Raw genomic sequence first — 12,193 nt, forward strand, 5'->3', positions numbered from 1 at the left:
GAACTCAGTCCGGTCGACCAATCCGATAGGGTCCGGCCCGTGTAGGGAGCGCCTGCCCCTTCCAGCTCAACCGGATCACGCCTTCGTCCACCAGGTGATCGACCGCAGCGTGCACTGTCGGCATTTCGCGCCGCCAGTCGCCGCCCTTTGCCAACGCGCGGGCCACCTCGCTCGGGCAAACCGTCGCTCCCGGAGCCCGCATGGCCAAAAGCGCCAGTGTGGCGTCGCGTGCGGTCATGGCGGCGATCGTCTTTTGTAAAGTGCCCGGACGCACCGCGTCCGGGCAGGTCGGATCAATCCTCGGCGGCTTCGGCTTCGGCCTTGGTCTTGTGCGCGACGCCGGGTTCTTCGGCGGGCGGCGAATAGACGGTAAACAGCTTGAGCGGCGCGTCGCCCTTGTTGATGATGTTGTGCAGCGCGCCCTTGGGAATGACGATCAGATGATTGTCGCTGACCTTCTGCCGGCTGCCGTCGACTACCGTCTGCCCCTCGCCCGAGACGAAGAAGGTCGTCTGGTCGGCGTCATGCGTTTCCTCGCCGATGTCGTCACCGGGTTCGATGTGCATCATCACGACCTGACAATTGTCGTCGATGTACACTTCTTTCTGGAAGTAGGTGTTCGCCTCGACCAGCTTGATGATGTCCTTGTTGAATACAGCCACGACGTTTCTCCCGAATGAAGACCGCTAAGCGCTGGATCACCGCTGCAAGTTCCACCGAAACACGCGATCATCGCGCGACGGCTCTTCTCGCGGCGTGCGGCGTTGTCCGCCGATGACCGTCAAGATCGACCCGCCCCATCCCGACACGCGCCCCGACCGCGAGCAACTCCACCGCATCGTCGAAGGGCTGAGCGACGGAGTCGTGTTGATCGAGCCCGACGGGGAAATCGTCTGGGCGAACGAAGCCGCGCTCGTGATGCACGGCTGCACAGCGTTGTCCGACTGGGGCGGGACGGTGAAGGGCTATCAGCAGGCGTTCGACCTGCGGCTGCGTGACGGCCAGCCGATGCCCAAGGCGGCCTATCCAATGGCCCGGCTGTGCCGCGGTGAATCGTTCGAGGACGTCGTCGTCGACGTCCGCAAGGCAGGACAGGAGGAACCCGACTGGGTCCACCGCGCGCGCGGCTTCGTGCTGGACCGTGGCGGCAAGCCCGACTGCCTCGTGCTCATCATCGGCGATGCGACCGAAGCCTATGAGGCGGGCGAACGCTTCGAAAGCATGTTCAACGCCAACCCCGCCCCGGCGTTGATCGTGCGTCTTGCCGACCTGCGCTACGTGCGGGTCAACGAAGGCTTCCTCGACCTATCGGGCTGGGAGCGCGACGCGATCGTCGGACGGTCGGTGTACGAGCTCGACATCCTCGCGCAGGCGGCGGACAGCGACAGCGCCAAGGCCCGGCTAACCGAAGGCCAGATCGTCCCGCAGATGGAGGCCGAACTGCCGCTCCCCAACGGCGACAGCAAGCTCGTCCTGCTCGCGGGGCACCCCGCCGAGATGCCCAACAACGAAGCGTGCATGATCTTCACCTTCGCCGACCTCGAACCCCGCCGCCGCGCCGAAACCGCGTTGCGCCAGAGCGAGGAGCGCTTCGCCACCGCCTTCCGTTTCGCGCCGGTGCCGATGCTCCTGACCAGCCTCGACGGCCACCGCATCCTCAACGTCAATCACGCCTTCCTCGCCCTGACCGACTGGGGGCTAGAAAGCGTCGTCGGGCGCAAGCCCGCCGAGATCGAGCTGTTCGAAACGTCTGCAACCCGGCGCGAAATCGAGAAAAAGGTGTCCGAAAGCGGGTCGTTTCGGGGTTATGAAGTGCAGATCAAGACACGAACCGGCTCGCTTGTGACATGTCTGGCGTCGGCCGAGACGGTCACGATCAACGGGCAATACTGCATTCTCGCGGCGTTCCAGGACATAAGTGACCGTAAACGAACCGAACTCGACCTGATCGGCGCGATCGAGGGGGTAATGCAGGATTCGAGCTGGCTCAGCCAGAAAATCATGGACCGACTGGCCGCCTTGCGCGGCCCGACCCCCCGCCCGGGCACGACGGTTCGCCCGGTCGAATTGACGGCGCGAGAACGCGAAGTGCTCGCGCTGATCACCCGCGGCAAGAGCGACGACGCGATCGCCGACGCGCTCTCGCTCAAGCGCAACACCGTGCGCAACCACGTCGCGCGGCTCTACGCCAAGATCGGTGCGCACAGCCGCGCGGAGGCGATCATCTGGGCGCGCGACCGTGGCCATCAGTTGAGCTTCGAACCCGTCGACTGATCGCGCGCAAGCGAAATACCCGGCCAAAACTTTCTGCACCGAGAGGCGCGCGTGCACCCATGCAACGGGTGCCCGCGCATCTGTGGTGCGTTGATCCTTAACCCTATTTTCCAATCATCCGGGCAGTTGCCCGCTATGAGAGGAGAACGTCACATGTCCATTCTTGCATGGATCCTGCTGGGTCTGGTCGCCGGTTTCATCGGCAGCAAGATCGTCAATCGCAGCGGCGAGGGCCTGATCCTCGACATCATTCTGGGCGTCGTTGGCGCGGTCGTCGGTGGATTTCTGTTCAACCAGTTCGGCGCGGCCGGTGTCACCGGTCTCAACCTCTACAGCCTCGTCGTCGCCGTCATCGGCGCGATCGTCGTGCTGGTGCTCTACCACATGGTGGTCCGCACCACTGTTCGCTGAACCGCCCTACCGCTTTCAAACCTACCGGTTGGGGCTCGGCCGGATACAGGAGCATATCATGACACAGACCATCACAGGCTTGTTCGAACACTACGACGACGCCCGCCGCGCCGTGCAGGATCTGGAAGCCGCCGGCATCGCCCACCGCGACGTCAGCATCGTCGGCCATGACAAGCACGGTGACTCCCCCCGCACCAGCGACGCTGGCGAAGCGGCGGCGGAGGATGCCGGGACCGGCGCCGGCCTCGGTGCAGCGGTCGGCGGGGTCGGCGGCTTGCTTGCCGGTCTTGGATTGCTCGCGATCCCGGGGATCGGCCCGGTCGTGGCGGCAGGCTGGCTCGCGGCGACCGCCGTCGGCGCAGCAGGCGGCGCCGCGATCGGTGCAGCGGCAGGCGGCCTCGTCGGCGCACTGACCCATGCCGGCGTGCCCGAGCAGGACGCGCACGTCTATGCCGAGGGTGTCCGCCGTGGCGGGACGCTCGTCACCGCCAAGGTCGAGGAACCGCTGGTGCAGATCGCGCGCAACATTCTCGACGACGATCGCTCGGTCGACGTTGCGGACCGTCGCGAGGCCTATCAGGCGCAGGGCTGGAAGACCTTCGACGACACCGCCCCGTCCTATTCCGACGCCGACATGGCAGCCGAACGCGGGCGCTACACCCGCATCTGACGATCTGAATTGAAAGGATGAAGCGCATGCGAATCATACTTCCCCTGCTGCTCGGCGCCGCCGTGCTGGCAAGCCCGGCCATCGCGCAGGACGCACCCGCCAAGAACAACCGCGTCGTGAAGGACACGCACACCGTCAACGACGGCGGCGCACGGCGCGGGGCGAATTCGTTCACCCAGAACCAGGCGCGCGCGCACATCGCCAAGTCCGGCTTTGCCAACGTTTCGGCCCTGACCAAGGACGCGCATGGCGTGTGGCGCGGCAAAGCGACCAAGGATGGCCGTACCGTCGACGTCGGGCTCGACTTCAAGGGTAATGTGACGACGGGCCAATAAGCCCTCCGCAACGGCAGCGCGTGGGTCCCCCAACGCGCTGCCGTTCGCGGCTCTCCCCCCGATCGGCTAGGCGATGGCCGGTCCGAACACCGACCAGCCGGTCCGGGCGACCAGCATCTCCAGCGCGCGGACACCGAGGATCGAGTTGCCGTGCTGGTCGAGGTTGGGCGACCATACGGCGATCGCAGCCCGTTCCGGCGCGATCGAGAGAATGCCGCCGCCGACACCGCTCTTGGACGGCAAGCCGACACGAACGGCAAAGTCCCCAGACCCATCATAATGGCCGCAGGTCATCATCAACGCGAGGACCGTGCGCATCCGGCGCGCCCGCTCCGCCGCCGCATCGTCCCCCTGCGGCAGGCGCGTCCGAGTCAGGAACCGTCCCGCCAGCGCCAGCCCGGAACAGTCGACCGAAATCGCGCATTGCCGGACATAGCCGTCCATGATCCGATCGAGCGCCCCCGCGACATTGCCGTGATGCTTCATGAAGCTGAGCATCGCGCGATTGAGGTCTCCGTTCTCGTTGAGCACGGCCTGATCCAGCGGGGCCTCCCGACCGTCGAGCTGGTCGCGAACGAAGGACACGACGGCATCTTCTCCGTGCGGCGTCGCGACGAGCATGTCGACGACGACCAGCGCGCCTGCATTGATGAAGGGATTGCGCGGAACGCCGTGCGTGCGTTCGAGGTCGATCATCGAATTGAACGGATCGCCCGAGGGCTCGCGTCCGACGCGGTCGAATACGGCATCCCCGAATTCCCGCAGCGCTAGGTTGAAGGCGAACACCTTGGAGATGCTCTGGATCGGGAAGACGACGTCCGCGGCCCCTGCGGTCAGGACAGTGTCGGCGGTCGCAACGGCAATCCCGAAGCGACCTGGCGCCGCCGCCGGGTCCTTTGCATCGGCGGCAGATTCGATCGCAGCCGCGCTGTGGTCGATTTCGGCGGTGATCTCGTCGAGGATGGTTTGCAGGTTCATCCTCGGGGAACGTCTCATCCCCCCTTCAGGTCCGCAGCCGAACCCCCGACCGGTCTACGCACCCGCGCCGCCGTGCAACCGCAACACCGCATTCTCGTGCTCCAGCAACCAGCGTTTGCGGTCGATCCCGCCGCCGAACCCGGTCAGCGCGGCGTTCGCACCGATGACGCGGTGGCACGGAACGACGATCGCAACCGGGTTGAGGCCGTTCGCCGCCCCGACCGCGCGCGCGGCTCCAGCGCTGCCCAACTGCTTGGCGAGCGCACCGTAACTCGTCGTCGTGCCCGGTGCGATATGGCGGAGCTGCGCCCACACCCGGCGCTGGAACACCGTCCCGCCCGTCGCGACGTCAACCGTATCGAGCGCATCGAACCGGCCCGCGAAATAGGCCTCCAGCGCATCCCGGAGCGCGGTCGGTGGTGCCGCGTCCTGCAACGGCACGAGGCCATAGTGCCGTTGCAGCAGGCGATGCATCCGCGGCGCGTAATCGTGGAAGTCGAGCGCGCGCAAACGCCCTTGTGCGTCCGTGACGAGCAGGATTTCACCAATCGGAGAGTCGACTCGGGAGAGCGACAGCCGGTCGACCCCGGGCACGATCGCGCCGGTCATACGTCACGATCCTGAACGGCAGATCCCATCGCCGCACTGTAGCCGAGCCGGTCGGCGGAGCAACCGCCCCCGTGGCGGAGGCTTCGTCCCTAAAGCCTACGTTAAACACCCCATTTGGCCAACCTCTGCCCGACCCCATACCGCGTCATCGCTCGATACGAAAAAGCCGAAACCGGCATGTCCTTGGGAGGGGATATCGACGTCCAGCATGCCACCACAGGGGGAACGATGACCGCACGTTCGAAGATCCGGATACTCTTGCTATCGGCCAGCACATTGGGCGGATCGTTCGCGGCCGTTCCCGCCTTTGCCCAATCCACCACCGTCACGCTGGCACCGGATACTGCCGATGCGGGTTCCGCCGACGCTGCCCCTGCCCCCGCCCCCGCCGCCGACGCCGACGCCGCCCCTGCCGACATCATCGTAACGGGCACGCGCCGGTCGACCTCGCTTTCCGATGTGCCGATCAACATCACCGCAGTCGGAAACGCCCAGCTCGAAACGCAGCGGATCTACGACATCCGCGGGCTCGCCGATTTCACCCCCGGGGTCACGATCAACCAGACGGGCCCCCGCGCCACCGGCACCGTCGTGCTGCGCGGGCTTTCTGCCAACGATACGAGCGACTTCGCCAACAATCGCGACAATGCCGTCGCGATCTATCTCGGCGAAGTGCCGCTGTATCAGGATTTCAAGCTGCTCGATCTCGAACGGGTCGAGGTGCTGCTTGGCCCACAGGGTACGCTGTACGGCGCAGGGACGCTGGCCGGCGCGATCCGCTACATTCCGAAGCGGCCCGACACCAATGATTTCAGCCTCGACGCGCATGTCCGCGGGTCGACCGTCGCGCACGGCAGCCAGTTCGGCTTCCAGGGCGACTTTACCGCCAACATCCCGATCATCCGGGATCATGTCGCGCTGCGCAGCACGGCGGGCTATTATTACGAGCCGGGCTTCATCGATTATCCGTTCGTCCTGCAAAACCCCGGCACGTCCCTGCCGCAGCCAAGCGGCGCTTTCGATGAAACGGTGACGCAGCAGCAATATCAGGACAATTTCAAACGCACCAAGGACGTCAATTTCGAACGCACCTGGACGACGCGCAACACGCTGCTGCTCGAGGCGAACGAGAACCTCAAGGGCTATCTGACCTTCGGTTTCCAGCAGACCAAGACCAACGGCCGCCAGTCGAACGGTGCCTTCACGTTCAATACCGGCAAATATGAGGGTCCGTGGCGGTATCTGGAGCCGTCGGATCGCCGGGCGTATCTCTACGCCTTCGAACTCCAGGCCAATCTCGGTCATATCGCGCAACTGGTGTCGTCGACCGCCTACACGCTGCAGCGGACCAACGGCACGGCGGACAATACCGACCTGCTGCTCGACCTCAATTACAGCTATGAAGCCTTTCCGGCGTTTTCCTCCTACGCCAACAATTCCACGCGCAACGAACAGTTCACGCAGGAACTGCGGCTGGTCTCGACGCACGGCGGGCCGTTCAGCTGGACGCTGGGGGGCTTCTACAACCATTTGAAGAACGCCGGCGATCGCCAGGAATATACGCCCGGCTTCGCAAACTTCATCAACTCCCCACGCGTCGACGATCTCGAATACATCTCGTTCTTCGACAATTCGAACAAGGAGAAGGCGGTCTTCGGCGAAGCGACGCTCAAGCTGACGTCGGCATTCCAGGTGACCGGTGGCGTCCGCTACTATAAATACGACGCAACCGCGCGCGGCGGGACCGATTTGCCGCTGTTCGGCGGCGGTTTGACGCGGACGCCCTATCCTTTGATCCAGTTTGCGCCGTCACGGATCGGGACGGGCAAGTCGAATTCGGACGGCGTCGTCTACAAGGCGAACGCGTCGTACAAGTTCCGCCCGGGGCTGATGGTCTACGGAACGTACTCGACCGGCTATCGCATCGGCGGCCCGAACACGGTCGCGCCGTGCATCCTGCCGCTCCAGCCCGGCCAGAACGTCTGCGCGCTGTCCAACGAGCAATTCTACGGGCCGGACAAGACGTACAACAAGGAAATCGGCGTCCGCGGGACTTTCTTCGGCGGGCGGCTGACGGTCAATCTCGACGCCTATCACATCGTCTGGCGCGACCTCCAGGTCGCCAGCCAGACGATCAACGGCGCGGTCGGCATCACCACCAACGCGGGCGCGGCCGTATCGAAGGGCGTCGAACTGACCGCCACGGCGAGCCTGACCGACCGGCTCAAGCTCAGCGGCAATTATGGTTATACCGATGCGCATCTGACCAAGGACGCGCCCGGGCTGATCGTCGTCAACAACGACACCTTCGATGCGCGGGCCGGGGATCGCTTGCCGGGATCGCAGAAGCATTCGGGCAGTGTGGCGGCGAACTACACGATCCCGCTCGCCAACGATTCGGATATCGCGGTCAACTGGGCGCTGACCTATCACGGCGACGTCTTCACCAAGACCGGCAATCGCGGCTTTGGCGAAGTGATTCCCGACTACGTGCTCAATCGCGCCTCGCTGACGTACCGGACCAAGCGCTACGACTTCAGCCTGTACGCGCTCAACATCTTCGACGTGTATGCGATGAGTTCGGTCGGCAACGATTTCAGCAAGATCGGGGCGCTGAACCAGGATTACGGGATCTCGCGCCGCTTCTACAGCTATTCGGTGGTGACGCCGCGGACGGTCGGGTTCGAGGCCAGACTGCATCTGTGAGGCCCTCCGGACCTTCGTCACCCGCGGACTCGTCCCGGGTGACGAAGGGCACGACCAGTCAACAGCGTTCACAAGGGACGCAGCGGGTGGTGCTTCAGACCGCGATCCCGGCGCTCTCGAAAAAGGCGCGCACCGGCGCGAGCGTGGTTTCGTGTGCCCGCCACCGTTCGACCGAATCGCGATACATCGGGCGCCGAACCTGTGCCGCGCTCGGCGTAGCGACCGCGGCCGTATTGGTATGGAAATCGAGCGCCGAGTCCGTCCAGTCGAGGCCACAATGCGCAAACAGCCGCCGGCTCTCGCGTTCCTGCTGCGCGACCAGCGCTTCATAGCCGAGCTGCAGGACACGCCCCGGCAGCAGCCGGTCCCACAGCGCCATCAAGCGATCGAACCGCGCATAATAACGCGCGGTGTCGACCAGGTCGTGGCTGTAGGCGTAATAGGCCGAGGTCGTCGCGAACAGGTTCTTGTAGTTGCTCCACACCGTGTCCATCGGGTTGCGGCGGAGACAGACGATGCTGGCGTGCGGCAACGCGCGCGCGATGTAGCCGACGTGCAGGAAATTCGCCGGCAGCTTGTCGATGAACCGCCCGTCGGCGCGCCGGCGATGCTGCGTCGCGTGCGCCATATAGGCGCGGCCGACCGCATCGGGGGAGAGAGCGCCCGACGCCCGGATCGTCTCCGGATCGGTGATCAGTCGCGACCGCGTTCCGCTCAACTGCTTGATCGCCAGCGGCATCGCCTGGAGTTCGCCCGCGCTGTGGACATCGGGATGCGACGACAGGATCCGGTCGACCAGCGTCGTCCCGGTCCGCGGCATGCCGATGACGAAGATCGGCGCATCCTCGACCTGGCTCGGCCCGGAAAAGAAGGTCGGGTCGCCGAACGCCGCCTCGATCGCGTCGAAGATCGCGGCATCGCTCGAAAAGTCATAGGCGATCCGCACCTTGTGCGCGGTATTGGCGGCGGACAGGTGGCGGAACGCGCGCTCGGCATCGCCGACGTCGTCATATTCCTTGGCCAGCGCATAGCGGATCCGGAGCGCATCGTCGGGCGACGGCTGCTCCGCGAGCACCGCTTCCAGCCGCGTGATATTGTTCGTGGCGGGGGTCGCCTTGGCCAGCCCCGACAGCGCATAATGTGCGCGCCCATGCCGCGGCGCGCGCGCCAGCAGGATCTCGTACTGCGCAGTCGCCTCAGCGGTGCGTCCTACGAACCCGAGCGCCAGCGCGAGGTTGTAGCGATATTCGAGATTGGCCCCGTCCTCCGCGACGGCGGGTTCGAAACAGCGCAGCGCCGCCTGATGATCGCCGAGCCGCGCGTGGATGCAGCCGATGGTATCATAGGTCAGCGCATCCTCGGGTCCCGCCGCGACCGCCGCCTCCGCCGCAACCCGCGCCTCCCCGTCGCGGCGCACGAGGATCAGCAACCGCGCGAGTTGCGCGAGATATTCTGCGCGCGATGCCACCGCGATGGCGGCCTCCAGATGCGCGATTCCGGCGCTGACACGCCCCTGCACCGCATCCGCGAGCCCCAGCACGAAGCGTGCATCGGCGCGGTCCTTGATCCCCGCCGCCAGCTGCCGCGCGCGATCCGCATCCCCTGCCCCGATCGCGCGGCGCGCCGCTTCGCCCTGCGCGTCGATCATGCCGTTCGCCCCCATCGTGCCATCGCGTTGTGTGGTCGCCTCCTCAACTCGACAGCGTCTTCACTGCCGCCGCCGCGGCGGACGCGCGATTCTCGATCCCCATCTTCTCGAACACCTGCTCGAGATGCTTGTTGACCGTGCGCGGGCTGATCCCGAGGATTTCGCTGATCTCGCGATTGGCCTTGCCGCGACTGATCCACAGCAGGACTTCGGCCTCCCGGTCGGTCAGCCCATGCCGCGCGGCGAGCAACCGCTCCTCCGCGCCGTCGAGCGCTTCGGAAAGACGGAACAGCCATTCGTCCGGTCCGCTGCGCGTCAGCAGCGTGAACTCCAGCTCACCGCCTTCGATGGCGTGGCGAAAACTGCGCGGATCCTCGCTTTCGATCATCCGCAACAATGCCGATATCACGGGCGGAGGGAGCGGCTCGCCAGCGAAGTGCGCCGCCAGGATCGTGACCGTGCGCGGGGTGGACCAGAGGATCCGCCCCGCCCCGTCGAGCGCGAGCAGCGACCGGCCACTCTGGTCGAGCGCGGCCTGGCTCCGCTGGCTGATCCGCGCATTGCCGAGATGGACGCGGATTCGCGCGAGCAATTCCTCCACCACGACCGGCTTCTGCACGTAATCGACCCCGCCTGCGGCAAGCCCGCGCAGCACGTCCTTGGTTTCGGTAAGACCGGTCATGAAGATCACGGGCACGCCCGCGAGCCGCGGGTCCGCCTTGATCCGCTCGGTCGTCGCGAACCCGTCCATCACCGGCATCATCGCGTCCATCAGGATGAGGTCGGGCACGACCAGCGCGAGCGACAGCAGCGCCGCCGCACCGTCGGTGGCGACCAGCACCGTCATGCCTTCGGCTTCGAGGGTCGCGGGTGATGAAGCTCAACGAGTCGAGCGTGTCATCGACGACCAGAATGGTGGCACCGGGCTGGCAAGGCGGGGCGTCAGTCAACGGCGTTCAACAGATCGAGATAGGCTTTGAGATCGAACCGCCGAAGGTAATCGCGCAATTGCGCCACCAGCACCGCACTGTCCGGGAAGTCGGTGCTCAGCGCATCCAGCGCACCGTCGATTTCGCGGACATTGCCGACCCGCCCGAGATAGCGCAGCCGGGCAATGCTCGCCGCCGCCCCGGCAAGATCCGGCATCGGCGTCGCGGGGGCGCCGCCAGCCCCCGGCTCGGCGGAGCACCATACCAAGCCAAGCTGCGCCGCGATTGCATCCAGCAACGCTTCCAGCTGGACGGGTTTTAGGACGAACCCGTCGTGCGCCGCAGCCCCGTCGCCGCCCGCGGTAAATTCATGCGCGTTGGCGGAGACCAGCAGAATCTTGATGCGGCCACCGCCGTTCGGCGGGACGGCATCGTCGATCGACCGGAGCCGCCGCGCGACATCCCATCCCGTCAGCCCCGGCATCTGGATGTCGAGCAGCACCAGATCGGGCTGGCAGCGCAACGCGAGGTCGATTCCCTCCGCGCCGCCCGACGCCGCATAGACGCTGAACCCCAGCGGACGCAGCAAGCCCTGCAACACCGCCAGTTGCGCGGGATCGTCATCGATGAGGAGGATCGTGCGGCGTGGCCCTTCATACCCAGTAATCGCGCGCCGCCGCGCCGTCGGTGCCGCCACATCCCGCGCCTCGCTCAGCATCAGCCGTAGCCGGAACACGCTGCCCCCGCCAGGAGCCGGACTAAGCGCAACGTCGCCCCCCATGAGCTGCGCGAGCACCCGCGTGATCGCGAGGCCCAGACCGGTCCCCGGCTGGTCCTGCGCGATCGCGGAACTGCCGCGATCGAACGGTTCGAAGATGCGCTCCACGTCCTCGGGCGGGATGCCCATGCCCGTATCCGACACCGCGAAGTCCGCGATCAGCCCGCTGTAGCGCACCGTCAGCGCGATGCTCCCGGAGGGGGTGTATTTCACCGCGTTTGACAGCAGGTTGACCAGGATCTGGCGCAACCGTTTCTCATCGGTGCGGACATGCGCGGGCAGGTTGCGCGGCGCTTCATAGGTCAGCCGGAGCCCCTTGGCCTCGGCCTGCACGCGGAACATGCTGACGATCGCATCGAGAAACTCGGGCAGCGGGACGATGTCCCGGCTGAGCGTCATCACGCCGCTTTCGATCCGCGAGATATCGAGCAGCCCGTCGACGATATTGGTGAGATGCTCGGACGACCGCCGGATCACCCGCGCGGCCTCGACGGGTTCGATCGCCCCGGGCCGCTCGAGCAACTGGCCATAGCCGTAGATGGCATTGAGCGGTGCCCGGATCTCATGACTGACCCCGACGAGATAGCGCGTCTTGGCGACATTCGCGGCCTCGGCGACATCGCGGGCCTTTTGCAGCGCGGCCTGACCGTCGCGCAGGGCGGCAAGTTCGCCCGTCAGCGCGCCGATCTTGATCGTGGCCGCGTGTTCCCGGCGTCGCAAGCCCACGACGATCCACACGGCGGCACCCAACACCACGGCGACCGCAAGGGATATCATCCCCAGCGTCGCCGCGCGAAGGATGCCGCCGTCCATCAGCCGCGATTCCCGCAGACCGTGCAACGGTGCCGTAGAGTT

At 65.9% G+C, this 12,193-nt stretch carries 11 protein-coding genes and 1 pseudogene; 5 read left to right on the forward strand and 7 right to left on the reverse strand.

The window, feature by feature from the left end:
- Positions 1-4: 4 nt before the first annotated feature.
- Together ABIC16_RS17270 and ABIC16_RS17275 are read right to left on the reverse strand one after the other, a co-directional pair.
- Complete coding sequence (locus ABIC16_RS17270; protein ID WP_354292008.1) at positions 5-238, reverse strand: DUF3253 domain-containing protein; 234 nt, start codon at positions 236-238, stop codon at positions 5-7.
- Positions 239-293: 55 nt separating this feature from the next.
- The gene (locus tag ABIC16_RS17275; RefSeq protein WP_354292009.1) at positions 294-662 is read right to left on the reverse strand and encodes a cupin domain-containing protein; all 369 of its coding nucleotides are present in this window, start codon (positions 660-662) and stop codon (positions 294-296) included.
- 112 nt (positions 663-774) lie between these two features.
- Here ABIC16_RS17275 and ABIC16_RS17280 point away from each other — a divergent pair, with 112 nt between their 5' ends.
- The 4 genes from ABIC16_RS17280 to ABIC16_RS17295 all read left to right on the forward strand — a co-directional run bounded on the left by ABIC16_RS17280 (position 775) and on the right by ABIC16_RS17295 (position 3,690).
- A complete protein-coding gene (locus tag ABIC16_RS17280) occupies positions 775-2,274 on the forward strand; it encodes a PAS domain S-box protein (RefSeq protein WP_354292010.1) in 1,500 nt (499 codons plus the stop codon).
- Positions 2,275-2,427: 153 nt separating this feature from the next.
- Positions 2,428-2,685: a GlsB/YeaQ/YmgE family stress response membrane protein gene (locus ABIC16_RS17285; protein ID WP_354292011.1), complete on the forward strand. Its 258-nt coding sequence runs from the start codon at positions 2,428-2,430 to the stop codon at positions 2,683-2,685.
- A 58-nt stretch (positions 2,686-2,743) separates the two neighbouring features.
- Positions 2,744-3,355, forward strand: coding sequence for a general stress protein (locus ABIC16_RS17290; protein WP_354292012.1), 612 nt, complete (start codon positions 2,744-2,746; stop codon positions 3,353-3,355).
- Between the two features lie 26 nt (positions 3,356-3,381).
- Positions 3,382-3,690: a hypothetical protein gene (locus tag ABIC16_RS17295; RefSeq protein ID WP_354292013.1), complete on the forward strand. Its 309-nt coding sequence runs from the start codon at positions 3,382-3,384 to the stop codon at positions 3,688-3,690.
- A gap of 66 nt (positions 3,691-3,756) precedes the next feature.
- Here the strand turns inward: ABIC16_RS17295 and glsA are convergent, their stop codons facing one another.
- Both glsA and ABIC16_RS17305 read right to left on the reverse strand, forming a co-directional pair.
- Complete coding sequence (gene glsA, locus ABIC16_RS17300) at positions 3,757-4,668, reverse strand: glutaminase A (RefSeq protein WP_354292014.1); 912 nt, start codon at positions 4,666-4,668, stop codon at positions 3,757-3,759.
- Positions 4,669-4,722: 54 nt separating this feature from the next.
- Entirely contained in the window at positions 4,723-5,277 is a 555-nt protein-coding gene (locus tag ABIC16_RS17305) for a methylated-DNA--[protein]-cysteine S-methyltransferase (RefSeq protein ID WP_354292015.1), read from the reverse strand.
- 228 nt (positions 5,278-5,505) lie between these two features.
- Here ABIC16_RS17305 and ABIC16_RS17310 point away from each other — a divergent pair, with 228 nt between their 5' ends.
- Positions 5,506-7,983, forward strand: coding sequence for a TonB-dependent receptor (locus ABIC16_RS17310; protein ID WP_354292016.1), 2,478 nt, complete (start codon positions 5,506-5,508; stop codon positions 7,981-7,983).
- A gap of 94 nt (positions 7,984-8,077) precedes the next feature.
- Here ABIC16_RS17310 and ABIC16_RS17315 read toward each other — a convergent pair whose 3' ends face one another.
- The 3 genes and pseudogenes from ABIC16_RS17315 to ABIC16_RS17325 form a co-directional block, all read right to left on the reverse strand.
- A complete protein-coding gene (locus ABIC16_RS17315) occupies positions 8,078-9,646 on the reverse strand; it encodes a tetratricopeptide repeat-containing sulfotransferase family protein (protein ID WP_354292017.1) in 1,569 nt (522 codons plus the stop codon).
- 28 nt (positions 9,647-9,674) lie between these two features.
- Positions 9,675-10,581: pseudogene (locus ABIC16_RS17320) on the reverse strand (response regulator transcription factor).
- Positions 10,574-12,151 (reverse strand): ATP-binding response regulator, encoded by a 1,578-nt coding sequence (locus tag ABIC16_RS17325; RefSeq protein ID WP_354292019.1) that lies wholly within the window; start codon positions 12,149-12,151, stop codon positions 10,574-10,576. The pseudogene ABIC16_RS17320 and the gene ABIC16_RS17325 overlap by 8 nt, the downstream one beginning before the upstream one ends.
- Positions 12,152-12,193 lie beyond the last annotated feature (42 nt).

Origin of the sequence: Sphingomonas sp. PvP055 (assembly GCF_040546365.1) — a bacterium.
Classification (GTDB): Bacteria; Pseudomonadota; Alphaproteobacteria; order Sphingomonadales; family Sphingomonadaceae; genus Sphingomonas; species Sphingomonas echinoides_A.